A 25825-nucleotide genomic window follows, 5' to 3' on the forward strand; every position below is an offset into this window, starting at 1 on the left:
TCTATTATTACAACCATGAACGGATACATACAGCCCTAAGATGCCCGCCGGAAACATTCGCTAAGAGGTATCAGTTAACTAACAGGACAAGGGAGTTACAACTTGTTTAAAAAAGGGGTACTTGACACTGAAACTCTCTATGATTTTTTACCTTCAAAGAATATTTTAGCATCAACCAAGGCTCAAGATGACATTAACACCGGCAAGAGTTGACAACCGCAGCAAAGGCATTGTAGAATAGTGTTGTAAGCCGCACTTAGAGTGCCGCGCGATAAACCAGCATATTTCGGATGATCAAAATTCTATCAATATAATTCTGCAGTTTAATTAAACCACGGAGGAGCAATATGGACATATCCGAGCTGCAAAAAAAGACGATACCGGAGCTTTTTGAACTGGCAAAGGAATTAAAAATACCCAACTACAGGCAGTTCAGAAAGCATGACCTCGTGTTCAAGATACTGGAGGCAAAGACACAGAGCAACGGCCTGATCTTTGCAAAAGGGGTGCTCGAAATCCTTCCCGAGGGCTACGGGTTCCTCAGGACAGAGACCTACCTTCCAAGCGCCGATGACATCTATGTTTCGCAGACACAGATGAGGAGGTTCGATCTTGCCAACGGCGACCTTATACAGGGCCAGGTGCGCCCGCCTAAAGAAGGGGAAAAATACTTCTCCCTATTAAAGATAGAGGCAGTTAACGGCCAGGACCCCGAAAAGATAAGGGAAAGAGTGCCTTTTGACGCGATGACCCCCATCTTTCCGGACCAAAAGATAGTTCTCGAATATCTGGGCTGCCCAATGTCCGCCAGGCTTATCGACCTGATGTCCCCCATCGGCGTCGGACAGAGGGGAATGATAGTGTCGCCCCCCAAGGCGGGAAAGACGACCGTGCTCAAGAATATCGCCAACAGTGTTTCCAAGAATTTCCCCGAGTTCATAATTAAGGTGCTTCTGGTGGACGAAAGGCCGGAGGAAGTCACCGATATGGCCCGGTCGGTCAACGGAGAAGTTATAAGCTCGACCTTTGACGAGCCGCCTGAAAACCACATCAGGGTTGCGGAACTGGTGCTGGAGAGCGCCAAACGCCTTGTAGAGGCCAACAAGAATGTGGTGATCCTTTTGGACAGCATAACCAGGCTTGCCAGGGCCTATAACCTGGTGACCCCTCCATCAGGAAGGACCCTGTCCGGAGGCCTTGACCCTACCTGTCTGCACAGGCCAAAGAGGTTTTTTGGAGCCGCCAGGAACATAGAAGGCGGAGGCAGCCTGACGATACTTGCGACCGCGCTGGTAGAAACAGGCAGCAGGATGGACGATGTCATTTATGAGGAATTCAAGGGCACGGGCAATATGGAGCTGCATCTAAACAGGAAACTTTCCGACAGAAGGATCTTCCCGGCGATAGATGTGCGGATGTCCGGAACAAGAAAAGAAGAGCTGCTGCTGACAGAGGACGAGTTAAGAAAGGTCTGGCTGCTGAGGAAAGTGCTTGACAGTTTCGAAGGCAACGAAGCAACGGAGCAGCTCATAGACAGGCTAAAAGAGTACAAGTCCAACAAACAGTTCCTTGACTCTGCGGATGTTAAATGACCCAAAGTCCCGACGCTAAAGACCTCGACGAGCTCGGTCGAGTCGCGTCGGCTCCTTTGGAAAAGATCAGCCGGAGCCGAACCTTTAGGTTCGGGTTGTTTTGTGATGTTTAAATACAAAGGCATTTCCTTTTCGGGCATTTCTACCGATTCAAGGACCGTAAAAAAGGGCGAGCTCTTTATTGCGCTTAAAGGCCCCAATTTTGACGGCAGGCGCTTTGCCAAAGCCGCTCTAAAAAAAGGCGCATCGGCAGCCATCGTTTCAAACGGGCTTAAAGCACTCCACGAAATCGCTCTGGCCCACAGAAAGAAAATGAAAACAAAGGTGATAGCCATCACCGGCACCAGCGGCAAGACCACCACAAAGGATATGCTATCTTCGATATTGTCCCTTTGCGGCCCCACTCTTAAGACCGAGAAAAATCTGAACAATGAAATAGGCGTGCCGCTCACGCTTCTAAAAATAAGACCGTCGCACAAATATGCCGTTGTCGAGTTGGCAATGCAGAAAAAAGGGGAAATAAAACAGTTGACAAGGATATGCCGACCAAGCATAGCGGTAGTGACCAACACAGGTCAGGCGCACCTTAAGCAGTTAAAGACCAGAAAAAATATCGCTCTTGCAAAAAGCGAGATCTTTGAATTCCTTCAAAAGGGTTCCTTTGCTATTGTTAACAGAGATGACGACCACTACGCTCTTCTGAGGAAAAAAGCGGCCATTTCCGGGGCTAGGATCATTTCTTTTGGGATGAAAGCCTCAGCGGACATCCGAGCGGTCTCCACCGCCGCAAAGGATAACAAAGCGGTCTTTACTCTTTGCGGCAGAGGCAGAAAGACAACCCTAAAGCTTTCGCTCCCCGGCGTCCACAACATCTATAACGCGATGGCAGCCTCGGCGGCGGCAATAGAGCTGGGTATAGTAAATTCAAAGATAAAACAGGGGCTGGCAAAAGCGGCTTTTTCGGGAAAGCGCCTCGAGATCATCAAGGAAAAAAAGAAAACCACAATAATAAACGATACCTACAACGCCAATCCGTCATCAATGAAAGCCGCTCTTAAAGTGCTGGCAGGCTTATCACCCGCCGTAAAAGGAAAACCGTTCAAAAGGATCGCGGTCCTGGGCGATATGCTTGAGCTTGGAAAAGCCTCAAAGAAAGCCCATTATGATATCGGGAAACTGTCCGCAGCACTGAATATCGAAATCCTCGTGGCCGCAGGTAAAGAAGCTAAGCATATCTATCTCGGAGCAAAAGGAAGCAATAACAGCGGTATGAGCATCTATTATTTCGCGGACAAGTATTCTGCGGCAAAAAAGATCAGAGAACTTCTGCGGCCCAATGACATCATACTGTACAAAGCCTCAAGAGGCATGAGATTTGAGGATATCATCCGCTAAATGCCTGCCCCCCGGCCATTAATCGTTGACAAGACAATTCAAAGAATGTATAAGTATATTTGAAATATACTCGGGTGCGGACCGGGAACAGGGAATAATAGCGCCACAATGAAGAAAAGAACTTTTTTACTGGTTTTGTCCGCCTTATTTTTGCTGGGGACCGCAGCAGTACCGCAGTCTTTTATGCCGGTCGCCGAAAAAGTGGCGATCGAGAACCATCTGGAGAACAGACTGACGAACGCCCTGAACTCCGTTCTTGGAGAAGGCAACTTCATTGTGATAGTGGATGTAGCTCTTAACCCGGAAAGAAAAGAAAGCACCCGCGAGAGGTGGGAAACCCGGACCAGGCAGTCTACCCAGCCGACGGGCCCCAAAGAGGTCCTTCCGGGGATCCCTTCAAGGACCGAGATGGAAAGAGCTCCGGAATCCTCTCAGGTCAACAAGATCGTGGAGAACATGGTCTCTCTTCCTCCAAACCTTGTCAAAAAGATAAGCACAATAATAGTCATAGATAAAAAAGTCCCTGCAGAAAAGATAGCGACCGCAAAAAAAGTTGCCGGCATCGTGCTCAACCTCGACCAAAAGAGGGGGGATACGATCAAGACCCAGCAGGTGGAGCTGAACCTCGCAAAAGAGATCGAAAAGAAAAAGAAGTTCACCGACTACATTTCTGTGGACAATGTCATAAAATATGTTTCTATCTTCCTTGCTATCGGAATATTGGTGATCTACTTCCTCAACAGGATCGCAGGATTGTCAATGCAGGCCATTTCCAGCATTAAAGAGGGCGGGAAAAAAGATTTTGTCCCTCTTGCCGCGGCTGCGCAGCAATCCTCTCCCGGCACCTTTGGAGGGGCAGCCCTTGCCTACGGAAGCCGCGATCCCGAGGACAGGATAAAAAAGCCTTTCTCCTTCATTTCGCAGAATGAGATCCCCAAACTGGTCAGGATCCTTGACGAAGAGGACGACAACACCATAGCCGATATACTCTCCTCTCTTGATCCGGTACTTTCTTCACACATAATTTCCCAGATGTCGGGAAAACTTAAGGAAGACATCTATGCCAGACTGCTGTCCCCCAGGCAGCTCAAACCCGAAGAGATCAAAGAAATGGAGGCCAGGATAAAAAGCAAGCTCGAAGGCTCTCTCGGAGGAGATCAGGATGTTCTTGCGATAATAGAGAACGCGGACTCTCAAACGGCTGAAGATATCATAAGGTCCCTGGAAAAAACCAGCCCTGAACAGGCCGCGGACATCAAGAAAAGAATAGTCCTGTTCTCGGATGTCCTAAAACTTGCAAAGACCGATATTTCGAAGCTGCTTAGCAGGGTCAAGATAGAGGACATCGCTGTGGTTTCCCAAAACGCTGACGAATCCTTAAGAACACTGCTGCTCGAGAACCTCCCGGAAGAGACCAGAGCGCTGGTCAAGGAATGGACCGAAATGATGCCGGCACAGCCGGCCGAGGCTGTTGAAGCCGCGAAAAAAGACATTTGCCGGACCGCCAGGCTTATGGAAACTGCCGGAGAGATAACGGTCAACAGGAGCTGAGAATAAGATGGATCTTACTACAGTACTGGGCATATCGCTTGCTTTGACGATCGCGTCCCTTGTGGTCTCTTTTCACGGGAGCATTTCGGTCTATTGGGACCTCGAAGCTTTTTTGATCGCGTTCGGGGGCACTTTTGCCGCAACACTTATCAACACGCCTTTCCCCAATCTCCTGAACGCCATAAAATCATCATTCTTCTTGCTGTTCTCAACAAGGTATAAAAGCGCGGAGGTCATTCCTCTGATGAAAAAGCTTTCGGAAAAGGCAAAGAAAGAAGGGGTGTTCGCCCTCAAGAACGAGGGAAAGAATTGGCCCGACGCTTTTCTTGAAAAAGCCGTCTCACTTCTGATGCTCAATTTTGGGGCTCACGCCATAAGGACGATACTCGAGAACGAGATAATAGAAACAAGGGCAAGGCACCGTTCCACGATCAATGTTTTAAGGACGGCCGCGCTGTACGCCCCGGTGTTCGGGCTCTTCGGCACCCTTCTGGGCGTTATACAGGTCCTTACAAAGATCGGGAACCCGGCAGAAGTGGGGCCTGCGATGGCTACAGCCGTTATGGCCTCGGTTTACGGCATACTGCTGGCCTATATGGTGCTGCATCCCATCGCCGGCAAACTGCGACTGCGCGACGACGAGGAGATCCTGGCAAAAGCCATGATCCTTGAGGGTATCCTGCTCATCCGCGCGCACGAAATGCCGTCCGCGGTAGAAAAGCACCTTTATTCCTATGTCAGCAGCAAACCCAAGCTCAAAAAATAGCCATGACCCTAAGAAGAAATTTTGAAGCGGAAGAAGCCGAAGCCGAATCGGACCAGTTCAGATCGACCGCCTGGGCCGTGAACCTTGCCGACCTCATGACCTTTTTAATGATCTTTTTCCTGCTGATGTTCTCTTTTTACTTTTCTATGGCGCAAAACCCTGAATATAAGAGCCGGTTCGAAAAAAGCATCAAGAGCATAGAACAGCAGTTCAGCAAAAAGGACTTCAAGGCTGCGGGGGTGACCATGGTGCAGCCCAAGGATGTCAAGCCCCACATACAGTCCGAGGACGAAAAAAGCATGATAAACATCAAGACCATAACGCTGAAAAAAGAGATGTATTTTCTTTACAGCGGCGAACTCTCGTCCAAGGACACCAGGGAGATAATCAAAAAGGCCTATCTGGCCTCCCGGAGAGACTCTTCTTCTATAGTGAATGCCGATGTTCCCGAACTGGAGCTGGCCGAGGATGAAGTCGCGGCCTATGTCGTAACACAGATTAGTATACCGGCAAACATAATAAAAGGAAAAATGACCGTTAAACGGCATAAAGTAAAGCCCGGCGAATCCCTGTGGAAGATCTGCTCCAAATACGGGCTCGATCCCAAAAAATTTGTCCGCCAGATCGCAAGGGACAACAAGCTAAAGCACCCCAGCATTATCCGCTCAGGAAAACCGCTGGAGATCAAAGTCTATCCTTTCCCTCTGTCCAACTGATCCTGGGTTCACTGCATATTTTCCCCCGGATTTCCTTGACATGTATATATAAAATATATATTATATAGTCAGCGCGTGCCGCGGTGGCGGAACTGGCAGACGCATACGCTTGAGGTGCGTACGCCCAAAAGGTGTGAGAGTTCGAGTCTCTCCCGCGGCATGCTTCGACAAGCTCAGCATAAATGGACTGTATCTTGAATATAGCCTTTATGGAAAGCGGTCGGTCCCGAGCGGAGTCGAGGGACTCCCGCGGCATGGGTTTTGACATATTGAATAGTTTCGATACATAGTTTATATTGTTCTACAACGATAGGTATACAGAGGGGAGAAAAAAGGGGACCAAATGAAAGACCCCGAGCTCAATATAGGCGGCGTATCTGAAGCAAAATGCAATCTGGACGGCGCCTTGAAACCGGATCAGTCCGAAAGGTCCAAGAAAGACGCCGGCAAGGACTTTAACATAGACCTCAACACCTCCCTCTCCCGCCTGGACAAAAAGAAAAGCTCAAAAACAGACCTGGAAAGCGCCGGCATGTGGGAATCCATCACTTCTATGTTCGGCAGGATGCCAGCCCCCCAGGCTTATGCATATAGCACCGGCCTTCTTGCCGAGATGGACAACAAGGCCTCCCTTAACGCAGAAAGTAGCTCCTCAAAAGGCGCGCCTGTTGCGGTAAACTCTTCTTCGGACCCCTCTATGGGACAGCAGAACAGGAACACCGCCCCGCAGGCGGCAAAGACTTCCGATACTTCTTCCGTTCTTGAACAGCTTTTTGCCGCAGGGATCGCCTCAGCACCCTATGGAGGCGCTATCCCGATGAGCGATTTTATAAGCGGCCTTGCCAGGGCATCGCGTCTTTCTTCTATCGAACTGATAGCCGGACAGATCGTTGAAGCCGCAAAGTTATTGAAGGTGAACGGCAAGTCCGAGCTGACCGTTGATATCAAGCCGGACCTGCTCGGGAACCTGAAGCTGAACCTGAAAGAGGTTAACGGTATGATCTCCATTCAGATCTTTGCCTCTTCCGGCGCAAAGGACCTGCTTGACACCAATCTTGCAGAGCTAAAACAGGCGCTGGCTTCGGCCAACATAGCCGTGGGCGGGCTTGAGGTCTTTGTCGGCGGAAATAACGAAAGCAAAGACCGCGCAGATGACAGCGCCGCTGAGGCGGAAATGCTGGCCGGACCATTTGTCCCTTTCGGAAAAACCGAGCCTGATGTTCAGATAGACAGGATGTTCCTGGAACAAAAGCTCGGGTACGGCGTTCATGGCGGACAGTTCAATATCTGGAGTTAAAAAGGAGGTTATCATGGTATCAACAAGTTTTCCGATAGTAGCGTCAGGCAGCAGCAATACGATCTCCGAGCCTCAGAGGGTTGCTACACAATCGGGCGGTGTCAATACGGATTTTATAAGGATCCTTCTGGCGCAGATGTCCCTGCCCGATCTTTCGGGGCTGTTTGCTTCCGATGACAACAACAATGACTCCTCCCCTTTTGGCGGAGCTTTTGATTCCATGTTCAACACCAATGCATCTCTCAATACCATTTCCTCGCTCACAGGCAACAATTCCCTGAGCAGCCTCTCCGACTCCTACGGGACCAGCCCGCTTTTGTCTGGCCTTTCGGCGCAGATGGAGCTGAGCATCTGGAGCAGCCTGATCGGCAAGACGGTAACATCCATCGACCCTCAAACCAACGAGAAAGTATCGGGTAAGGTGCTTAGCGTCGCTATTCAGAACGAAAAAGCCCTGCTTGAGATAGCGGACGGAGAGTTCATCACTCCCGAAAGCGTTATCAGCGTAAGTTAAGACCAAAAACAAGGAGGTAAAAAGATGCTGGATATAATGTCATCGGCCGCCAATGCGATAGAGTCGTACAATTCACGGCTCAGAGCAACCTCCGCCAACATAACCAACATGTCGGTAACGGGATATAAAAGGATGTATGTATCTTTTGAAACTGTGCTCAACAATGTTTACAAGGACGGAACTGACGCCACCGGGCTCGAAGGCGGAACAAACCCTTATCAATCGGGGGGATCGGTGGCAATAGCCAATACAGGCCTTGATTTTAGCCAGGGGGACACGCAGACCTCCACAGGACCTTTCGGTCTGTACATACAGGGAAGAGGGCTGTTCACCGTTTCTAAAGACGGTGGAAGCACATACCAGTACACCAGGGCGGGTGATTTCAGGCTGGACAGCAACAGAAATCTGGTCACTCCTTCCGGAATGCAGGTCTACGGCTTTTTGAGGAGCAATGGAAGGTCTTCGGGAAACATGGTCCCGATAGACCTCAGCTATCTGCCTCCTACCAAAACCGTGAACGGGATCACATACAACCTGACATTTGACGACCAGGGCGTAATCCGGTATTACAGGATAGTGGATCCTACCAGAGGCGAGATAGAATACCTTCCGGAACCGGCTTCTACCTATCAAATAGCGCTTACAACCTTTAATAACCCTTCCGGCCTGGTCATGCTGGACGGCACCACCTACGCGGCATCTTCCGCATCAGGAGAAGCAAATTCGCCCCTGGCTCCGGGCGCAGAAGCCGGGATCGTGCTGCCAAGGACGATAGAGGCTTCTAATGTTTTCTACATCACGGAAACTGTGGATGCCATGGAAACACAAAGAGCGATGAGCGGCTCTCTTACGGTGATAAAAATGATCAGCGATTCTATATCGCAGTTCATCAATAAGGTATCCTGATGCCGGGCAATAAGAACAGTAAAAAAGTTCTGCTGCCGGCCGCTATAGGCGACTGGACAAAATACAGGCCTTCTTTTGCAGAAGCAAAGCCTTCCAGGGCTCCGCTTAGAGGCAGGGTAAGGCTTTCGGAAAAAGAACTGGAACTTGTGTGCAAAAATTATATCCTGGCGGTTGAAAGCTTAATAGAAAAGCTTAAGAACGGGCTGGAAAGTCCCTCTGTGCTGGACCAAGTCTGCATAGAACAACTGGATTATTCGGACATTCTTAAAGAGGCCGATATGCCTCTTGTCCAATTCCGGCTCTTTGAAAAAGATGATCTGACAGGGTATCTTTGCCTGAGCCTGGAGCTTTGCCTCTGCCTGATAAACAGGGCTCTTGGAGCGTCGATCCCCACTCCCAGGGACCCAAGGAGCCTTTCCAGGACCGAAGAAAAGGTCCTTGAGCTCTGCGTTAAAGAAGCCCTGTCCGGGTCGCTCAAAGAACTTACCCCGAGGCTTGCCGGCTCCTCAGGAATATCCTTTGACCAGCCTTTCGGGGAGAACGGCCCTTTTGTACTGATATCCGCGCAGATTGGTTTTGGCGACATAAAGGCAGGAAAGATCTTCCTGGCCATGCCGTCATCCTATTTGAGGAGTACTCTGGAAAGCGGCAGAAAAGCCTTTAATGCCAGAGAGCTGTTAAAACTCCCGGCCGCCGTTAAGGACGGGGTCTTTTCACAGATCAGGGCCGTACTGGGAGCAACCTATATATCCGCTAAGGACCTCTGCCTTCTGGAAGAAGGAGATGTGATTTTGTTCGATTCCAAATTGAACGACCTTGTCCCGGTGTATATCAACGATTGCTTGAAACTCTTCGGCCAACCTGGTATAAAGAATGAAAGGCTCGGCGTAAGGATCTACTCTTCGGAGGGCTTAAGGCGCCACGAAAGGATACCCGAACCTCAGCCGTCTATCGAGGAGCCGCTTGAAGAAGTTCCTGCCTATCAAAGTCCGGAAGAAACAGGCCATATGTCCCAGATGGAAGGACAAATGGCCCACTATTGACCCCGAAAAGGAGGGATAGCCTTGGACAACGAAGAATTTGGAGTTGAAAAAGTAAGGTTTTCGGAGTTGGGCCCTGATTCCTCCGCAGGAAAGATCGACCAGAAAGTCCTGGCAGATATCCCTGTAGAAGCAACGGTAGAGCTCGGAAGGACCAGGCTTTCGCTGCGTGAAATGCTTGAGCTGTCCGAAGGCTCGATAATGTCTCTGGACAAGTTCTTCGGCGATACGCTCGAGATCAAGGTTGGAGGCCAGACAGTGGCACAGGGCGAAGTTGTAGCCGTTGACGACAATTACGGGGTCAGGATCACAAAAGTGAACATCCAATGAAAGCTTTGCCCTTGTTGCTGTCATGCGCATTGCTTATCTCAAGGGCAGAATCCGCCGTTGAGCAGGGGTTCTTTGCCACCTCGGAAACAGTGACCGTTTCGGCCTCTTCCGGTCCCGTCACTTTCGGTTATATGATCCAGCTGGTCTTTTCTCTTGCCATAGTGTTCGGGCTGATCTTTGTTGCGGCAAAATACCTGATACCAAAGTTCTCGCCGTCCTCCAAGGGCCGCTTTATAGAGGTTGAGGACAAGGTGGTACTGGAGCCTCAGGTTACCTCTTATGTCATAAAAGTCGCAGACGCCTCATGGCTGATAGTTGTTTCTAACAAACACATAGCAAAGATCGACAAAATAGAAGGAAAGCTCTGAGGCCAAGATGACAAGAAGGATAACTTTGGCAGCGGCGCTTTTATTGTTGTCGAGCGCTGCCCATGCGGCAAAGCCGATAGGCGTTCTGGACATGAGGACCGTTTTTGCGCCCGAGCAGTTCAGCAACAGCGTTCAACTGCTGATCACTCTGTCCCTGATAACCCTTGTCCCGTTCTTTTTGATCTCCGTTACCTCCTTTCTCAGAATAATAATAGTGCTCGGGCTTGCAAGGACGGCCATCGGCACCCAGCAGGTCCCTCCCAATTCGGTGATAATAGGGCTTTCCCTTTTTATGACCGCCTTCATAATGACCCCTGTATGGAACGAAATAAACACAAAAGCCGTTATCCCCTACAACCAGGGCAGGATCAGCCAGGTCAAGGCCTTTGAGACCGGCATGCAGCCGCTGCGCAAGTTCATGTTCAAACAGACCAGGGAGGCGGACCTTTCGCTCTTTATCCAATTTTCCCGCATCGCCAGGCCCAAGACCTTTGACGATGTCCCCACCTATGTCCTGATCCCTGCTTTCATGATAAGCGAGCTAAAGACCGCTTTTCAGATAGGTTTTCTTCTCTTTATTCCGTTCATCATGATAGACCTTGTTGTTGCCAATGTACTTTTGTCTCTGGGCATGTTCATGCTGTCTCCTGTCATGGTATCTCTGCCTTTTAAGATCCTTTTGTTCGTTCTTGCCGACGGCTGGAACCTGATAACAAGAGGGCTCATGATGAGCTTTTTATAAAATGACCCAGGATTTTGTAACACAGATAATGTACAACGGCGTCACGGTGATACTGCTGGTATCTTTGCCGGCAGTGGGGCTGGGGCTGCTTGTCGGTTTTGTCATCAGCCTTTTTCAGGCGGTAACTCAGATCCAGGAGCAGACCCTCACCTTTGTTCCAAAAATGATCGCGGTCCTTGCGGTCATAGCGCTGGCCTCCCCGTGGCTGATGTCAATGCTGCTTGATTTTACGATAAGCCTCTGGGCCAACATCCCGGGAATGGCAAGGTAAATGGTAGTCACTCTGCCCCAGCTCTACATCTTTTTGCTGATCCTGGCAAGGGTGGCAGGGATCTTTTTTGAAGCCCCCGTTTTCGGGGCCAGGACCTTCCCCTCTCTGGCTAAGACAGCCCTTGCACTTTGGATCTCCCTGGTCCTGTGGTCCACGGTCCCCGGACCCGCTCCGGTCTTTGACAGCGCCTTGGTCTTTGCCCTTTTCGTGGTCAAGGAATTCATCATTGGTTTTACCATAGGCTTTATCGCCCAGATAATCTTTTCTGCGGTCCAAGCGGCCGGGGACCTCATCGACCTGCAGATGGGGATGAGTATCGCAACGATAATGGACCCGACCACCGGAGGTATTGCCACCATCGTCGGCAGGCTGACCTTTTTTATCGCACTTGTAGTGTTCCTGATTGTGAACGGGCATCATCTGATACTTGCGGGGCTCCACACCAGCTTTAAGGCTCTTCCAATGGCGGCCCCCATCAATATTTCCAGCGCTTTCATATCACAGATCCTCGAACTAGGCACCACTTTCTGGTTCATCGCGATCCAGCTTGCCATACCGGCCATACTTCTGATCTTTCTTTCGGACTTCGCCTTCGGGATCGTGAGCCGCGTGGCTCCCCAGGTCAATGTGTTCATGCTGGGATTCCAGGTAAAGCCTTCTTTAGGCCTCATTGCTATCCTCCTGAGCCTGCCTCTTTTGATAGGCCACATCGGCCAGTTGGTGGAGCAGATGGGAGGAGAGATCTTCAAGCTGTTCGTTTATTTGCGCTGATAAGGAAAGGGTGCCATGGGAGAACAGGGCGGAGATAAAACAGAAGAACCTACACCGCACCGCCTGCGGGAGGCAAGACAGAAGGGGCAGATAGCCAAAAGCAAAGAGGTTACCACAGCCCTGCTTTTGCTGTCCTCTTATGTGGTGCTGCGCTTTATGGGAGAATTCATCTGGGGCCAGCTTACTTCCGCTACTCAAAGTATTTTTGAACAGATCCCCTACACCGGCGATTTTGGCATGGCCTTTGCCGGCTCGATACTTCTTATCGGTTTAAGAGGTCTGCTCTTTGCCGTTGCTCCCCTCTTTGGGGTAGCTTTCGTCGTCGCTTTCCTGGCAGAGGCTCTCCAGACAGGATTTGCGTCTTCGGCAGACCCCTTGTCCCCCAAGCTCGAGAGGATAAATCCGCTCGAAGGCTTTAAAAGAATGTTCTCTTTGCAGGGCTTTGTAGAACTGATAAAATCCCTCCTCAAGGTCATAATTGTATTCTGGATAACCTGGTCGACCGCAAAAGAGGACCTGCCAAATGTAGTTTCGCTCATTGATTCCCATCCCTGGCAGGCAATAGTGCTTGGGGGCTCGATCGCCTACAACATCGCCATAAGGGTCGCTGTCTTCTATATTTTTATCGCGGGACTTGATTATCTTTACAAGAGATGGGAATATATGAAGAACCTGCGCATGACTAAGCAGGAAGTAAAAGAGGAGTACAAAAGGCTGGAGGGAGACCCCATGATCAAGCAGAGGATCAGGGAACTCCAACGCCAGGTGGCCTATCAAAGGATGATGTCGGCGGTCCCGGGGGCGGATGTGGTCGTAACAAACCCAACTCACCTGGCAGTGGCGCTGCTCTATGACGCCTCCAGAATGAAATCCCCCACCGTGGTGGCAAAAGGACAGATGCTGGTTGCCGAAGAGATAAAAAAGATCGCGGAAGAGCATTATGTCCCGGTGATCGAGAACGAGGTCCTGGCAAGGGCCATTTACAGGACCACCAAGGTGGGGAGCGAAGTGTCCGGCGAGTTGTATCAGGCGGTTGCAGAGGTGCTTGCTTTTGTGTATAAGATAAAGAAGGACAGGAAACAGAAGAAGAGCCAATGGTTAGGTCCTCTAAAGGGGATAAGGGGCGAAGCGGTCAGGAAAGTGAACGGATAAATGGCGGCATTAGTTGATCTAAAGAACTTAAAGAGCCTGTTCTCCACCAACGACTTTGTGGTGGCCGGCTCTCTTGTTGTCATCATAGCCCTGATGCTGGTCCCGCTTCCCCCTTTTGCTCTTGACATACTGGTAACGCTTAACATAGCCGCCGCTCTCATAATACTGCTGGTGGCGATGTATTTGAAAGAGCCTCTGGAATTTGCAGCGTTCCCGTCCATATTGCTTGTTATTACTCTTTATCGGCTCTCCATTAACATAGCGGCTTCCAGATTGATACTCTTGAACGGTTATGCCGGGGAAGTCATAGCCTCGTTCGGTAATTTCGTCGTTTCCGGCAACTATGTCGTGGGCGGCATTATCTTTGCCATCATAACCCTTGTGCAGTTCATCGTTATCACAAAGGGTTCCGAAAGGGTGGCCGAGGTGGCCGCAAGGTTTACCCTGGACGCCATGCCCGGCAAACAGATGTCAATTGACGCGGACCTTAACGCCGGGCTGATAGATGCCGCCGGCGCCAAGGAAAGAAGGAGAAAGATAGACCAGGAGTCGGGCTTTTTCGGCGCGATGGACGGCGCCAACAAATTCGTGCGCGGAGATTCCATCGCCGGCATAGTAATTATCCTGATAAACATCATAGGTGGCATTCTGGTGGGCTGGCTGCAGCGGGGAATGGGAATAATGGAGGCCGTCTCCACTTTTGCCCTTCTTACGATAGGCTGCGGCCTGGTCACACAGATCCCTTCGCTTTTGATCTCCATAGCGACAGGGCTCGTGATAACAAAATCCGCCACTTCTATGAGCATCGGCACCGACATCGCCATGCAATTGTTCGCTCAACCAAGGGCTTTTGCTTTTGTCGCCCTTATCCTTGCCGTGTTCTCTCTTATACCGGGACTTCCGACAGCGCCCTTTTTGATCCTGGCCTTTGCCTCGGGCATAACCGCTATCCTTCTTGTGCAGGCCCAGGCAAAAAAAGAGGAGATGGGGACAGTTTCCGAAGAAAGCACTCAAAAGGATATGCTCAAGAAACCCGAGAGCATAGTAGCAACACTGGGGCTTGACCCGCTCAGCCTTAAGACCGGAAGAAGCCTGATACCCCTGATAGATCCCGCCCAAAAAGGGCCTCTGCTCGAGCGCATTACCATGATCAGATACCACATCGGACAGGACCTGGGTTTTGTTATACCCGGGGTCAGGGTAATGGACGACCTGAGCCTGCCGCCAAACCAGTACACGATAGAAATAAGGGGGACCAAAGTTGCAACAGGAGAGGTCTTGATGGAGCATCTTAAGGTAGACCTTCCTCTTTATGAGCTCAAAGCAAAAAACATAGAAGGCGTCGAAGGAAAAGACCCCGTATCAGGAGAGGCTGTATCCTGGGTCCCTTACAGCGAAAAACAAAAACTTGAAGAAACACAGTTAACAGGGACTGAGCCCGTAGAGGTCATGGCAATGCATTTTTCGGAGACCATAAAGAGGTACGCGGACGAAATAATTACGAGGCAGAATGTCCAGTCGCTGATAGAACTGGTAAAAAACACCAACGCCGCTATTGTAAGAGAGCTGATCCCGGACATGCTTTCCCTTGGGCAGGTGCACAAGGTCCTTCAGCTCCTTGTTAGAGAAAGAGTTTCCATAAGGGACCTTTCCACAATACTGGAGCGCCTTGCCGATTACGCCCACCTGAGCCGCGATATCAATGTGCTGACCGAATATGTAAGACAATCGCTTGCAAGGCAGATCTGCGAAAGCTATACGGACGCTTCCGGCTCGGTTACGGTGGTCACCATAGACCCAAATCTAGAAGAGACTATGATAGGAGCGGTACACCAGAGCGAATACGGTTCCTTCCTTGCTCTTGACCCCAGCATAGGAGAAAGGATCCTTGGTCAGATAGCTTCGCAGGCAGCCGCCTTTAAGCGGTTAAAAGCCCCTCCCGTGATCCTGTGCTCTCCCAGACTGCGGCCTCATCTAAAAAGGTTCATCGAAAGAAGCTTCCCTGACATGGCGGTGCTCTCATACAATGAAATAGTGCCGCAGGTAAAAGTGTCTTCGATAGGTATGATATCCCTTGACTAGAGAAAGCCTTATATAAATGGAACAGCCAAGACAGGGCCTTCCGATAAACCGCTCCGTAAAGGCCCCTTTTATCATAAAAAGCGCCTTTGAGACGGAAAAGATGGAAGCCGTTCCCGCTCCGGTCCAGGTTGTCCTGCCAAAAATGTCTATGAATTCGGAGAGGTTCTACGAAAAACTCTCTTCGGTCATCATGCCCAATCTGCCGGCCAAGGAGCTTATTTCTATGATGGTGTCTTCGGCACTCGAGGTCGAGTTCGGGACATCCTTTACTCTAAACCCCAATTTTGCTAAAATGGTCGGTAAGATAGCTGACTCGATAATGACCAATCCCGACATCAGAAGACAGGCCTTATCGGCAGCCAGCATCTTTATAGAAAAGAAGATGCAGATGGGAAAAAAGCATTAATGGCGGATTCAAGAAAGATCTCTTCGTCGCTTCCCTCCTCAAGGGGCGCGGCAAGATCGGCGGAAGCGGCTCCCGCCTATATTCATCCGGTCATCAGAAGATTCTGGAGGTTTACCAGGGAGATGGCAAAAAAGTTCAGCGGCAATCTGCTGAAGGACCGGTCCGAAGAGCTGATCAAGAGCGTAAATGACCACTTTGGCCGCGGGATATAAGGATGTCGGATAAAGACACACAGGATAAGATAGTTTCCATACTGAGAAACCACTTCCTCAAGTACTCTGATGAAGTGATAGAAAAGTACAAGAACCAGATAGATTCCACTGTAAAATGGTATATTCATAACCTTCCCTACAATGTGGCAAAGAACGAGACCGATGACCTTACTTCCGAGGCCCGCCTGGCCTTTGTGGACGCTTTAAAGAACTGGGACCCGCGCAAAGGCGACCTCTGGCCTTATGTAAGCATCCGCCTCAAAGGTGCCATGCAGGATTATCTTAGAAAAAGAGGCGGGGACCCGGTGACCGGGATATACGAATGGGTAACATCGGCCGCAAATGTCTATCTTGCTTTCAACAAAGAGGTGCTGCACAACGAGACCACCGAAGAAGCCACCCAGATAGACAGCGCCATGAAGGACCTATCCGAGAACGACAGGGCGGTTATAACGGGCTATTACAAAGATGACAAGACCTTTAAGGAGATCGGCAAAGAGATAAACCTTTCCGAGTCGCAGGTAAGCCGCATCTGCAAATCGGCCACGCTCAAGCTGAAAAAAGCACTGGGAAAATAAAGGCCCAAATCATCTTGCCAGGTTCATGGCTTCTATTATGCCTGCCGCTATCCCTGCCGCATCGAATGTCTTTAGGCCTTCCCTGCCAAGTCTTACCGAAGCGGAAAGGACTTCCAGCCTTCCTTTTTCCGGGTCCGCTGCCCTGTGGGGATAAGGAAGGATCTGTTCCGAAATAGGAAGTACAGGCCTTTCCAAGGTAATTGTTGTGATCGCCTCCCGGTAGGAAATGTCGCCCCCTCCAAGAACAACCAGCGCCAGAAGCGGTCTAAAAGTCTCGTAGGGAGTTCCCCAGTCGCTTCCGGAAATGACAAACCTTTCAAGGTCTGTAAAACCGGTCCCATGGTCCGGCATTATGGTTAATCTGGAAATTTCCATCAGTTGAGGTATGCCCGGCCTTTCAAAAGTTATTCCTTTTTTTGGCATGGGGCCTTCTGCCAAAAGAGACAGGCCGTTAAATACCCTGGCCATTTCAGCCATTTTATAGTCGTATTTTGCCTGGTCCCATTCTATGCCTTCCGAAATATCCGTTCTAAATCCTGAAGCATAAGTCGCTACCGCCCTTGGCAGCGGCCAGCCTACTGCTCCGGAAACCTGCAGCGGCCTCATTTCTGATGCCAGAAGGCTGTCTAGGCCAAGATCAGACACTCCCGTTGATATCTCTATCCTGTCCCTAAAAGGAAGCAGCGCCTCTCTTATCTCGCTCAGGATCCCTGTTGCCTGAGCACGGTATTCCGGAGTCGCGAACTTGGAAGGGCCTACGAACCGCACAAGCCCCCTGCCCTCTATCCTGGACATATACATGTCCCTTACTATTTCCGTCGGGCCAAGCACCGCTTTGTGGACGCCCCTGCACATTCCCGAACTATACGCCAGCTTTCCGAAGAACATTTCCTTTACCTCCCATGTTTTTATAGATCGAATATTTCTTTTATTTTTGCGTACATCCGTCCGCTGAAAAAATCGAACGGGAATATGCGGCCTCTGTGCTCAAGCACTTCTTGCAGGCTGTCTTCTCCTGTCCCGTTCTCCCTCCCCCTGCCCAGGGCCGCGCAAAGGTTTTCGGCAAACCGTCCGCTGTCTGCAAAAGCGATGACCGGCATACCGAGCTTTAGAGCTTCCAAAACCTCTATCGCGGAATGCTTCCCCCCGCCTATCACAAAAGCCGCAGAAGCAACGGAAGCCTCCCCTTCCATCATTTCCGCTATTGTCCGGAACATGAACCCGGTGTTTTCCTCCCACATCAACTGCTTTTCCGTACTGCCCGTTTCAAGAAGCATCAGATGGCTTATTGCAGAGCTTGGGAATTTAATATCGCGATCATCTCCCTCGAACCTGCAGCCGAATGAAACCATTCTTTCCGGAGCAAAGCCGAGCACAGGCGTGTTTGGGGTAACTCCGCCGGAATTTCTTGCTATTGAAAATTGCCTGATAAGATCCGTATCCACTCCGCCAAAAGCCAGGGTCATCCTTGCTTCATTTGCTATGCCGCTAAGGTATCTGGCAAAACCAAGAGTCTTTTCCCTTAAAGGGGCTCCCAATGTACCCGCCGACCCGATAACCAGCCCCAGGGGCGCTTTTCTGGCCAGATCCAGGCCTTTTAGAGCTTCTGCCGGCGCTGTTCTTTGATTTGCCCTGTATATCGTAAGAGCCATAAAAAAACCTCAATATGTTGTCGTCTCGTTTCATCATAAATTTCACCATAATTAATGATAAAATATACTATAGATTTGCGGCAAAGTTCAGCAGGCAGAGAATATCTGCTTCCCAAATAATAGAAGCAGAAACAGACGAGCGGGCGTAGTTCAGTGGTAGAATATTTGCTTCCCAAGCAAAGGGTCGTGGGTTCGAATCCCATCGCCCGCTCGTCTGTACAGCGGGAATGTCAAGGGCGAGCAAATCGTGCTTTTCATTGTTTTTATAATGCGAAGCAAGCGCGATTTGTGAGTAGAATCCCTTCTCCCGCTCTTGCCCTGAGCTTGTCGAAGGGCGGCGACGTACCCAAGCGGTAAGGGAGCGGTCTGCAAAACCGTTATTCGGCAGTTCGAATCTGCCCGTCGCCTGTCTATTTTTGTTAGAATTATTGTGTGCGCGCTTAGTCCTTCGACTCGCTTCGCTCGCTCAGGACTAGCGTATAATGATCTTGCTTCTTGTTTTTGGCTGTGCGCGCTTAGCTCAGCTGGTTAGAGTACTTGCTTGACAGGCAAGGGGTCACTGGTTCGAACCCAGTAGCGCGCAGTCACTTTATTACTTGTAAAAACAAAAGACGCCGCAACAATAAAGTAAATCGGATTCGAAGTTTATCCCGAGGAGCGTAGCGACGAGGGAAACCCAGTAGCGCGCATTTATTGGTTCGCCCGCCTGCAACGCTTTGCGTAGCAATGCGGGCAGGAACCCAGTAGCGCGCAGGTTGTTCTCGTTCTCCCGCCCTGGGCAAAGCTTATCTTATACCCCCTACATCGCCAGCATTCCAAGGACCTTGTACATTATCAGCGCGGGCCACACAAGGGCCTTAAGAACACCGAGCAGTCCCTGGCCAAAGGACGAGGCATGCTGTATGTAATAAACAGCCGCGCCTATGAACGCCAGTCCGTACAATCCTCCCGCTTCCTTCATTTTGAGACCTCCTTTAGTTTCCGGATTCGATCCGGAATGTTTCAAGAATTATCTTAAATCCTTTTTCAAGCCCGCTTCCGCCCTTAGCCTGCTTGTTGATCACAAGCATGTCTTTTCCTTTGTTGAGCGGAATGTAGTATATCCGCCCGCCGGTCCCGTTCTTGGTCACCGTTTCCCTGCCTTTTTCATCTCTGTCCACGGGAAAGACTATGACCTCGCAAAAAAGGCCCGCTATCTTTTCGGACTTTTTTAGCACTCCGGGAAATCCGGACTTTATATCGTTGAACCAGGTCTTTTTTTTGGAAAAATCTCTAATGATATAAAAGTCTATCTGCTCCCAGGCGGTATCAGAATAAGAGATGTAATTTCCAGCCGAGATCGAGGCATTCGGGTACGGCAGCCACTCGTCTTTGCTGCGGAAAAATTTTCTTTTGACCTCTTCGTCCGGCAGAGTCCTTAGCTTTGAAAGGGGAAGATCGCTGTAGTCCGGATAGATCTCATCGGCCACTTTTATCCCGCCGGGCCTTCCGCTGGACAGATACTGCCTCATTTCTTCTACAGTAAGCTCTCTTTCCCCGGAGTGCCTTGTCTCAAGAGCCCAGTTCTGCGGCATGACAAAGGAGAACTCTGTCCTTCCGTCGCTTATCCTTACCCTCTCCTGCCTTGCCGCGCAGCCAAACACCAGTATCACTGCCGCTAAACAGGCAACAACCGCAACCGGGTTATTTTTCATCAAGTTCCCGCTCCCCTGCAATATGATATCACTAAAAAGCCGTGCGGGATCAATTTTCCGCCTTCCCGGATGAAATCCGGCCAATTTATTATCGATGGGTATGAGGATGTCGATTTTTATCATTGCATCTGTCCCAAAGGAGGATATGTGAGCTCAAGCATAAAACCATACCGGCTCCCGGCACCTTTAAGGGTCCTAAGGTCCCCTGTACGCGATGCCTTTAGGGGTATCATGGGGCCGAACCAGGAATTTATCAGTTGTGTAACCCGGGTCGAAAGAGAGAACGGCCAGAGCAGAAGGAATGTTGCCTCAATGGTGGCTTATGCCGACAGGCAGCTGCCTGTTCTTTCGGGGCTTGCGCAGAGACCTATTTACGCAGATGAGATCACCTCCTCCCTGTTTTACTTCCCGGCTGTTACCCGGGGACGCTGGATGGTCAATGTGGGAACAGAACTGGAGGAGTTCGCCTTAGAAGGCGGGCCCTGGCATAGTGTAAGAGCGCTGCAAAAAATGGCGGCGGACCTTGACCAGGACCAGGCCGTAGAACTTTTGAGGCTTATACACAGCCTCAGTTCCGGCCTGGCGCCGGAGGTAAATGAACTTCTTTGCCGCGCCCGAGACCGTTTTGCCGCAGCAGAGCAAGCAGGACTTGACGGGGCATTTTTTCAGATGGATTCCCATCAGAGAGGTTTTTTTAGGCTGACTGAAACAGCCGTTGAAAGCATGAGGGACGCGGAAAACCCCTATTTTCGGGATCCGCTGCGCGGGATCGTAGAGATCGTTTCCGGCTCTGATATAGGGGACGCGCCGTGGAGCTTCATAGGACAGTACGCAAGCTTCAGGCTTGCAAATCCGTCTTCCGACGGCAGAGACCTGTCGGGACGTGAGTTTTGCGAACTTGCCCCTTTTGACAGTGAAAGACAGAGAACTTCATTTAATGCGGAACTTGTGCGGGAGCTTTCCAGCCCTTCCCTTTTCTTTGCCCTTAACGAGAGAATAACCGCTTTGGCAGAGCTTGATAACAGAGGCCTGTTCAGCGTCTCTAACCAGGTACACCGCAACACCTTGAATTATTTGAGCTGCCTTCTTATGGGGTTAAAAGCCTCCATACAGTACGGCCGGACCGTAGCGGAAATATCACCGAAAAAGTTCGGAGGAGAGGTTTCCGATGTTCCCCTCGACGGGCTGGGCGTGTTCTTTGACCTTAAAAACGGGACAACTGAATTTGTTCCCGGCCTGTTCAGGTCCATGGATTTTGGCCTGGGAGCCACATCAGAACAGCTCCTCTGGAATGACCAGGCGATCACACGCCTTGTCAGCGGATTTGAAGGCGGGGTTAACGGGATCTACCTTGCTTCGAGGAGCTACTCGGGCTTCCCGGGTGCGGCCTCGGTTTCCGCGTATTTTAGGACGCTTATGACCCTGAAAGCTCTTGAAGTACCTCTTGATTTTGTCAGGCTGATAGCCGTTAGTGAAACCGGAGCTCTTCCTCTTTCTGCAAGGTGTTTTGAGGCTTCTTCTGCAGTGCTTGACTTTGCCCCTGAAGTATTCCCTCTTGCCGGCATATTTGAGGGGTTCACAGCAAGCACAGCATTGGGGCGCACCGTTGACGATATCTATTTCGATATCAATAAAGCGGCTGTTGCAGCCGAAACCCTTGTGTACAAGGCCATAAGGGACGCGCGCCTGGCAAAAGGGCTTGACATAGACAGTATGCACGACAGGCCCTTTGACGAGATAGAGCTGTTGAACGGGGAACATGCTCAAATAGAGGATTTTATAAGGACGCACCTTCCAAAAGTGTTCGCTTATGAGGCAAAAAAAGCCTTGGACGGGCCCGGGGAGGCCGTTATGGCAGAGGTCCTTGAAAGGCTGACGGAGCTTGGATCAGAGATGGCAGACCGTTATAACAGAGAGAGAAGGTCCCCTGCCCGCTCCGCAGTTGCCGCAACCAGGAGAATGCGCAATCCCGAATCGACCTATATTTATGCCTTTTGCTGCGCCGCCATGCAGCTGACTTCGGAATTCCTGCTGAGGCAGGAAATGTCCGGCGTCTATCTTGAAGAGAACAGCATCCTGTTTTCCGACACACCCGAAAGAGGCGCAGGAACGGAGAGTTGCGAACCAAGAGAGAGCTTTGCCCAGACTCAGGCAAGAAAAAGGGCCGAAGCGCAGGAAAGAAGCAGAGCGGCAAAAAGGGAAAAACAGCTTGACGAGGCTTCAAAAAAAGCCATAGAAGCCCCTTTTGACGCCTTTGCACACCTGGCTGCCGGAAAAATAAGCGCCGCCGCTGTGCTGCTTAGGCAGGAGCTCTCCGCAGTTGCGGCAGGCGCCGAAGATCTTGGGGAATTTAATGAGGCGCTGGGCAACTGGGCAAATGTAGACAGGTTAAGGCAAGCCGCAAAGCAGATAGAAAAGGAACTGAGGAGCGGCCCAACTTCAAAATCGGAAAAAAGACGCCAATTAAAGGAGAAACTTATCGATATTGCGGTATCAGACATCGTCAGCCAGCTTGAAGATGACATGTCTCCGATACAGGAAGACGAGACCTTTTATTACGGATCAGCAGAAACAATAAAGGGTTTGACCGAGTCCCGCCTCTGGCTGGGGATACAGGAAAAGGCCCTGGAATACATGGACCTATTTCCGTGGTACAACCCGAGGTTCATGCTGTCAAACCTTGAGATCCTCATTTCTAACGGTGAAACCCCCGAGGATATAATCGGATTGATAGATGATTGTATTGAACAGCAGAAAGCCGGAAATGCCTCACTGCTCAGATACCTCAAAGAAGGCAACGACCCTCTTACGGAGTATGTGATCCTCTCGGCAGAATCTTCGGAACCCGGGCAACAGGTGTCTTTCTAAGGTTTGCTCTCCGAAATTATCACATCCGGCGAGCCCGGTCCTTTTAGCGTCCCCTCGTATTTGATGAACCTGTAGGGAGGAGCGGCCTCGAACCAGTAGCCGGAATCAGGTATCAGGTTGGAAAGCAGCCCAAAATCGGGTTTTAAGCCGATCCTATAGCAATCGACCGTTCTTGATCCCGAAGAGATCTGCTGCTTAGCATAATCGCTCGAAAGGGAGATCGGAACAGTGCCTCCGTCCGGGAACATGAGCGTTATGCTGCGCTTTTTAGCGGAATTGACCACCATATCGTACATATAAAAGGTGAGGTCCTGATAATCCACTATACTGCCGGAAAGCGGAACGGTTTTTAAGACCTGTTTTCCGGTAAGGTAGTCCGCAAACTCTACAGAAAGCGTCCCATCCCCCCAGTCGTAGCTCCTGCGGCTGTACTGGTAGGTCCTGCCCTCGGATGTGGAGACCATGGTTATATTGTAGGTGGATATTTTGTCGCCGCTCAGAGCATAGTACCTGTCGATCTTCTCCTTTATGGTCCGTTCCTTCTCGGCGCGGGTGTTGTCCACCACCGCCACAATAAAGCTCTTTCCGGAAAAGGCGCGCTTTGCCGTGCTGTAGACGGCTTTTTCTATCTCGAGCCCGGAATTCTTATCAACTGTTGAGGTCGAAAAGCCGTTGCCCAAAAAATACATGGGAAAAGAGATGTTCTTTACTGCCAGAGCCGGAAGAGCAAAGGAACTCACCGCAAGAGCAGCAACAAACAGGACCGCTTTTGTTCTCATGCTATGCCTCCCCTCATGGGACAAATCCTAGCACATTATCGCCTCAAATAAAACTTTGAATTCCGGGGGTTTTTATGTATAATGGCATTGTCCAAAATAAAGGAGGAAAAAGAATGAGACTAACAATAGAAGAGCTGTTTGACGGGTTCGAAGTGGCCGCCGATATGAAAAAGATACTTCTGGTCTTTGCGGGAACTCTTTTGGGCTGGCTCTGTTTCATGTTCTTTGTCTGGGCAGGAGGGTTTGTAAAGAGCGACCTGGCCTTTGGAATACTGTCCGTGGTCGGCTATATCCTGAACTACGGCGTTTGCACTTTTGCCCTGGGAGCCTCCAACAGAATGGTCTATAAAGAGCTTACCACAGGCGAGTCGCTCTCTCCTGCCGAAGGCATCGCTTTTGCCAGAAAGAACCTGGGCTCTATCCTGTTCTCGCCTGCGGCTATCTTCATTATAGTGGCAGCGGTCCTTGCCGTTGAATTTGCCGTCTTCATGCTGGGAAGGTTCGATCTGATAGCCGTGGTCCTGTCCCTGCTTACCGCTCCGGCTATAATGCTAAACGCCGTACTGCTTGCCTGCGCCATGTTCGGCTCCGTGCTTACTCTTGCGGTGATAGCCGTGGATGAGTCCGGTATAGCCGGCACCGTGGCCAAGATCTACACCCTGGTCAGAAGAGCTTCCATCCCTCTCATCATGTATATGTCCCTTGCTCTTCTTCTGGGGATAGCGGCCACGATGATAATCGCCCTTATCTTCGTTCTGGCCACTGTAATAAGCGTCATGATGTTCGGAGGGGCATCCCAGATCTTCATCAATCTGTCCGCCATGGAGGTGCCTGCTCTGTCCCTTCCGCTGCAGGCGGCAACAGTGATCGGTTTTATCTCGATCTATGTGCTGGCGGCAATGGTATTCACTTATCCTGTCATTCTGCTGCAGTCCTTTGCCACTTCGATCTATCTCAAGATCAAAGAGCATATCAAATAGCGGCGGACAAAAACAGGCGCTCGTAGCTTAACGGATAAAGCATTCGCCTACGAAGCGAAAGAGTGTGGGTTCGATTCCCTCCGAGCGCAGTTCATTTTCTGCACAAACTATTGTTGCGCCGTTTTTATTGTCCGCAATTTTCTTCTCATCGATTATTTTTTCGGCGGCGGAACCTTGGCGGAATTTTTTCGGGTGGGTGCAAAAAACTGTCTCCGTATTTTGTTTTGGCGCGCGCGCTTTTGTTATCGCAGAGCTATTAATCGATGCAGACGAGTAATTTGCGCCGTAAAATAATACCACCTCTATGACGTCTTTGGAATATAATATTTCTTTTACGTACTTTTTCACGATCGCTCTTTTTTCGTAGGAACCGCTCAATTTTGACGCGGAAATGACCCTGTTAATGATTTCTTTCACTTTTTCGGAGGAATACAGGGAACTCTGTATGCTTGGTTCAATTACTTTCGGAATACCCTGCTGTTGATAATTGAGCGTGAAGATCAAACTATCCAGATACTGCTGATTTTTAGCCATTTTATCAAGATAATCCACAACATAAGCGTCAAGGCGATCGGAGCTGACCTGCCTTATGTCGCAAAATGATCTGTCCCGCTTAGTGACACATGAACAACGGTAATAGAAATATCTGACCCGCCTTGAATTGCTGATCTTGTTTGTGAATACGGAACTCATAATAGAACCGCATTGTTTGCAATGAACAAGTCCAGGAAATAGCGAATAGTTATAGGTCCTCATCACTTTTGGTCTTTCCTGTTTAAATTGCTGGGCCTGTTCAAACAACTCTTTGGATATGATCGGCTCATGCTGGCCCTGATAGATACTGCCTTTATATTTGAGCAGTCCTGTATAGCTTATATTCCTGATAATCCTGAATATTGCAGATTTTGACAACGGAAGTCCTTTTCTGTCAAACATCTTTTGTGATTTAAGGTCTTTGTATATCTGACACATTGATCCTGTGACGATAATATTCTCAAAGATATATTTCACGGTTTTTGATTCCACGGGATCGATGATAAGCTTTTTATTCTCCCGCTTGTAGCCAAACGGTGTGGTGCTGCAGCTCCACATACCTTTTTTAGCGCGTTCAAATATTTTGTCCTTAATTCTTTCACTGATGAGCTCACGCTCAAATTGGCCAA

Annotated in this window: 26 protein-coding genes and 5 tRNA genes; 26 read left to right on the plus strand and 5 right to left on the minus strand. The window is 50.0% G+C overall.

What is annotated here, in order from left to right; translation table 11 throughout:
- Positions 1-347 precede the first annotated feature (347 nt).
- The 20 genes from rho to WC490_06885 all read left to right on the plus strand — a co-directional run bounded on the left by rho (position 348) and on the right by WC490_06885 (position 16689).
- On the plus strand, positions 348-1592 hold the full coding sequence (gene rho / locus WC490_06790; GenBank protein ID MFA5098312.1) for a transcription termination factor Rho: 1245 nt from the start codon (positions 348-350) through the stop codon (positions 1590-1592).
- A gap of 105 nt (positions 1593-1697) precedes the next feature.
- Entirely contained in the window at positions 1698-2987 is a 1290-nt protein-coding gene (gene murF / locus WC490_06795) for a UDP-N-acetylmuramoyl-tripeptide--D-alanyl-D-alanine ligase (protein ID MFA5098313.1), read from the plus strand.
- 108 nt (positions 2988-3095) lie between these two features.
- Positions 3096-4538: a FliG C-terminal domain-containing protein gene (locus tag WC490_06800; GenBank protein ID MFA5098314.1), complete on the plus strand. Its 1443-nt coding sequence runs from the start codon at positions 3096-3098 to the stop codon at positions 4536-4538.
- Positions 4539-4545: 7 nt separating this feature from the next.
- Positions 4546-5304 carry a MotA/TolQ/ExbB proton channel family protein gene (locus WC490_06805; protein ID MFA5098315.1) on the plus strand — a complete coding sequence of 253 codons (759 nt, stop codon included), beginning with the start codon at positions 4546-4548 and terminating at the stop codon, positions 5302-5304.
- A 2-nt stretch (positions 5305-5306) separates the two neighbouring features.
- Complete coding sequence (locus WC490_06810; protein MFA5098316.1) at positions 5307-6020, plus strand: LysM peptidoglycan-binding domain-containing protein; 714 nt, start codon at positions 5307-5309, stop codon at positions 6018-6020.
- 77 nt (positions 6021-6097) lie between these two features.
- Positions 6098-6180: transfer RNA gene (locus tag WC490_06815), tRNA-Leu, on the plus strand.
- Between the two features lie 183 nt (positions 6181-6363).
- Entirely contained in the window at positions 6364-7317 is a 954-nt protein-coding gene (locus WC490_06820; GenBank protein MFA5098317.1) for a flagellar hook-length control protein FliK, read from the plus strand.
- Between the two features lie 13 nt (positions 7318-7330).
- Positions 7331-7831 carry a hypothetical protein gene (locus tag WC490_06825; protein MFA5098318.1) on the plus strand — a complete coding sequence of 167 codons (501 nt, stop codon included), beginning with the start codon at positions 7331-7333 and terminating at the stop codon, positions 7829-7831.
- A 24-nt stretch (positions 7832-7855) separates the two neighbouring features.
- A complete protein-coding gene (locus tag WC490_06830) occupies positions 7856-8737 on the plus strand; it encodes a flagellar hook basal-body protein (protein ID MFA5098319.1) in 882 nt (293 codons plus the stop codon).
- Positions 8737-9780, plus strand: a complete 1044-nt coding sequence (locus tag WC490_06835; protein ID MFA5098320.1) for a FliM/FliN family flagellar motor switch protein — start codon at positions 8737-8739, stop codon at positions 9778-9780. The genes WC490_06830 and WC490_06835 overlap by 1 nt, the downstream gene beginning before the upstream one ends.
- Positions 9781-9801: 21 nt before the next feature.
- The gene (fliN, locus tag WC490_06840; GenBank protein ID MFA5098321.1) at positions 9802-10107 is read left to right on the plus strand and encodes a flagellar motor switch protein FliN; all 306 of its coding nucleotides are present in this window, start codon (positions 9802-9804) and stop codon (positions 10105-10107) included.
- The gene (locus WC490_06845) at positions 10104-10475 is read left to right on the plus strand and encodes a flagellar biosynthetic protein FliO (GenBank protein ID MFA5098322.1); all 372 of its coding nucleotides are present in this window, start codon (positions 10104-10106) and stop codon (positions 10473-10475) included. The genes fliN and WC490_06845 overlap by 4 nt, the downstream gene beginning before the upstream one ends.
- Positions 10476-10482: 7 nt before the next feature.
- Positions 10483-11217, plus strand: a complete 735-nt coding sequence (gene fliP / locus WC490_06850; protein MFA5098323.1) for a flagellar type III secretion system pore protein FliP — start codon at positions 10483-10485, stop codon at positions 11215-11217.
- Position 11218: 1 nt separating this feature from the next.
- A complete protein-coding gene (fliQ, locus tag WC490_06855; GenBank protein ID MFA5098324.1) occupies positions 11219-11488 on the plus strand; it encodes a flagellar biosynthesis protein FliQ in 270 nt (89 codons plus the stop codon).
- On the plus strand, positions 11489-12259 hold the full coding sequence (fliR, locus tag WC490_06860; GenBank protein MFA5098325.1) for a flagellar biosynthetic protein FliR: 771 nt from the start codon (positions 11489-11491) through the stop codon (positions 12257-12259). It abuts the gene before it with no gap.
- A gap of 15 nt (positions 12260-12274) precedes the next feature.
- Positions 12275-13411, plus strand: coding sequence for a flagellar biosynthesis protein FlhB (gene flhB, locus WC490_06865; GenBank protein ID MFA5098326.1), 1137 nt, complete (start codon positions 12275-12277; stop codon positions 13409-13411).
- The gene (gene flhA / locus WC490_06870) at positions 13412-15493 is read left to right on the plus strand and encodes a flagellar biosynthesis protein FlhA (protein ID MFA5098327.1); all 2082 of its coding nucleotides are present in this window, start codon (positions 13412-13414) and stop codon (positions 15491-15493) included.
- Positions 15494-15509: 16 nt separating this feature from the next.
- Positions 15510-15899, plus strand: a complete 390-nt coding sequence (locus WC490_06875; protein ID MFA5098328.1) for a hypothetical protein — start codon at positions 15510-15512, stop codon at positions 15897-15899.
- Positions 15899-16111, plus strand: coding sequence for a hypothetical protein (locus WC490_06880; GenBank protein MFA5098329.1), 213 nt, complete (start codon positions 15899-15901; stop codon positions 16109-16111). Before WC490_06875 ends, WC490_06880 begins: the two co-directional genes overlap by 1 nt.
- 2 nt (positions 16112-16113) lie before the next feature.
- Entirely contained in the window at positions 16114-16689 is a 576-nt protein-coding gene (locus WC490_06885; GenBank protein MFA5098330.1) for a sigma-70 family RNA polymerase sigma factor, read from the plus strand.
- 9 nt (positions 16690-16698) lie between these two features.
- Here WC490_06885 and WC490_06890 read toward each other — a convergent pair whose 3' ends face one another.
- Entirely contained in the window at positions 16699-17577 is an 879-nt protein-coding gene (locus WC490_06890) for a hypothetical protein (protein ID MFA5098331.1), read from the minus strand.
- Positions 17578-17597: 20 nt separating this feature from the next.
- The gene (locus WC490_06895; protein ID MFA5098332.1) at positions 17598-18341 is read right to left on the minus strand and encodes a hypothetical protein; all 744 of its coding nucleotides are present in this window, start codon (positions 18339-18341) and stop codon (positions 17598-17600) included.
- Positions 18342-18480: 139 nt separating this feature from the next.
- On the opposite strand from WC490_06895, the gene WC490_06900 reads away from it, so the two are divergent.
- The 3 genes from WC490_06900 to WC490_06910 all read left to right on the plus strand — a co-directional run bounded on the left by WC490_06900 (position 18481) and on the right by WC490_06910 (position 18924).
- Positions 18481-18552: transfer RNA gene (locus WC490_06900), tRNA-Gly, on the plus strand.
- 125 nt (positions 18553-18677) lie between these two features.
- A tRNA-Cys gene (locus WC490_06905) sits at positions 18678-18749 on the plus strand.
- Between the two features lie 101 nt (positions 18750-18850).
- A tRNA-Val gene (locus tag WC490_06910) sits at positions 18851-18924 on the plus strand.
- A 216-nt stretch (positions 18925-19140) separates the two neighbouring features.
- Here the strand turns inward: WC490_06910 and WC490_06915 are convergent.
- Together WC490_06915 and WC490_06920 are read right to left on the minus strand one after the other, a co-directional pair.
- Entirely contained in the window at positions 19141-19302 is a 162-nt protein-coding gene (locus tag WC490_06915; protein ID MFA5098333.1) for a hypothetical protein, read from the minus strand.
- A 13-nt stretch (positions 19303-19315) separates the two neighbouring features.
- Complete coding sequence (locus WC490_06920) at positions 19316-20035, minus strand: hypothetical protein (GenBank protein ID MFA5098334.1); 720 nt, start codon at positions 20033-20035, stop codon at positions 19316-19318.
- Between the two features lie 147 nt (positions 20036-20182).
- On the opposite strand from WC490_06920, the gene WC490_06925 reads away from it, so the two are divergent.
- Positions 20183-22903 carry a hypothetical protein gene (locus tag WC490_06925; GenBank protein ID MFA5098335.1) on the plus strand — a complete coding sequence of 907 codons (2721 nt, stop codon included), beginning with the start codon at positions 20183-20185 and terminating at the stop codon, positions 22901-22903.
- Here the strand turns inward: WC490_06925 and WC490_06930 are convergent.
- Positions 22900-23682 (minus strand): hypothetical protein, encoded by a 783-nt coding sequence (locus tag WC490_06930; GenBank protein MFA5098336.1) that lies wholly within the window; start codon positions 23680-23682, stop codon positions 22900-22902. The two genes, WC490_06925 and WC490_06930, sit on opposite strands and share 4 nt — an antisense overlap.
- Before the next feature lie 113 nt (positions 23683-23795).
- On the opposite strand from WC490_06930, the gene WC490_06935 reads away from it, so the two are divergent.
- Both WC490_06935 and WC490_06940 read left to right on the plus strand, forming a co-directional pair.
- A complete protein-coding gene (locus WC490_06935) occupies positions 23796-24662 on the plus strand; it encodes a hypothetical protein (GenBank protein ID MFA5098337.1) in 867 nt (288 codons plus the stop codon).
- Between the two features lie 16 nt (positions 24663-24678).
- Positions 24679-24751 (plus strand) — tRNA-Arg (locus tag WC490_06940).
- Positions 24752-25825: the final 1074 nt, after the last annotated feature.

This window comes from Candidatus Margulisiibacteriota bacterium (assembly GCA_041650635.1).
Lineage (GTDB): Bacteria > Margulisbacteria > WOR-1 > JAKLHX01 > JBAZKV01 > JBAZKV01.

Bases quoted from the DNA above. Each gene is read 5' to 3' on its own strand.
- rho (MFA5098312.1), top strand. From the start codon at position 348: ATGGACATATCCGAGCTGCAAAAAAAGACGATACCGGAGCTTTTTGAA.
- murF (MFA5098313.1), top strand. From the start codon at position 1,698: ATGTTTAAATACAAAGGCATTTCCTTTTCGGGCATTTCTACCGATTCA.
- WC490_06800 (MFA5098314.1), top strand. From the start codon at position 3,096: ATGAAGAAAAGAACTTTTTTACTGGTTTTGTCCGCCTTATTTTTGCTG.
- WC490_06805 (MFA5098315.1), top strand. From the start codon at position 4,546: ATGGATCTTACTACAGTACTGGGCATATCGCTTGCTTTGACGATCGCG.
- WC490_06810 (MFA5098316.1), top strand. From the start codon at position 5,307: ATGACCCTAAGAAGAAATTTTGAAGCGGAAGAAGCCGAAGCCGAATCG.
- WC490_06820 (MFA5098317.1), top strand. From the start codon at position 6,364: ATGAAAGACCCCGAGCTCAATATAGGCGGCGTATCTGAAGCAAAATGC.
- WC490_06825 (MFA5098318.1), top strand. From the start codon at position 7,331: ATGGTATCAACAAGTTTTCCGATAGTAGCGTCAGGCAGCAGCAATACG.
- WC490_06830 (MFA5098319.1), top strand. From the start codon at position 7,856: ATGCTGGATATAATGTCATCGGCCGCCAATGCGATAGAGTCGTACAAT.
- WC490_06835 (MFA5098320.1), top strand. From the start codon at position 8,737: ATGCCGGGCAATAAGAACAGTAAAAAAGTTCTGCTGCCGGCCGCTATA.
- WC490_06845 (MFA5098322.1), top strand. From the start codon at position 10,104: ATGAAAGCTTTGCCCTTGTTGCTGTCATGCGCATTGCTTATCTCAAGG.
- fliP (MFA5098323.1), top strand. From the start codon at position 10,483: ATGACAAGAAGGATAACTTTGGCAGCGGCGCTTTTATTGTTGTCGAGC.
- fliQ (MFA5098324.1), top strand. From the start codon at position 11,219: ATGACCCAGGATTTTGTAACACAGATAATGTACAACGGCGTCACGGTG.
- fliR (MFA5098325.1), top strand. From the start codon at position 11,489: ATGGTAGTCACTCTGCCCCAGCTCTACATCTTTTTGCTGATCCTGGCA.
- flhB (MFA5098326.1), top strand. From the start codon at position 12,275: ATGGGAGAACAGGGCGGAGATAAAACAGAAGAACCTACACCGCACCGC.
- flhA (MFA5098327.1), top strand. From the start codon at position 13,412: ATGGCGGCATTAGTTGATCTAAAGAACTTAAAGAGCCTGTTCTCCACC.
- WC490_06875 (MFA5098328.1), top strand. From the start codon at position 15,510: ATGGAACAGCCAAGACAGGGCCTTCCGATAAACCGCTCCGTAAAGGCC.
- WC490_06880 (MFA5098329.1), top strand. From the start codon at position 15,899: ATGGCGGATTCAAGAAAGATCTCTTCGTCGCTTCCCTCCTCAAGGGGC.
- WC490_06885 (MFA5098330.1), top strand. From the start codon at position 16,114: ATGTCGGATAAAGACACACAGGATAAGATAGTTTCCATACTGAGAAAC.
- WC490_06890 (MFA5098331.1), bottom strand. From the start codon at position 17,577: ATGTTCTTCGGAAAGCTGGCGTATAGTTCGGGAATGTGCAGGGGCGTC.
- WC490_06895 (MFA5098332.1), bottom strand. From the start codon at position 18,341: ATGGCTCTTACGATATACAGGGCAAATCAAAGAACAGCGCCGGCAGAA.
- WC490_06915 (MFA5098333.1), bottom strand. From the start codon at position 19,302: ATGAAGGAAGCGGGAGGATTGTACGGACTGGCGTTCATAGGCGCGGCT.
- WC490_06920 (MFA5098334.1), bottom strand. From the start codon at position 20,035: ATGAAAAATAACCCGGTTGCGGTTGTTGCCTGTTTAGCGGCAGTGATA.
- WC490_06930 (MFA5098336.1), bottom strand. From the start codon at position 23,682: ATGAGAACAAAAGCGGTCCTGTTTGTTGCTGCTCTTGCGGTGAGTTCC.
- WC490_06935 (MFA5098337.1), top strand. From the start codon at position 23,796: ATGAGACTAACAATAGAAGAGCTGTTTGACGGGTTCGAAGTGGCCGCC.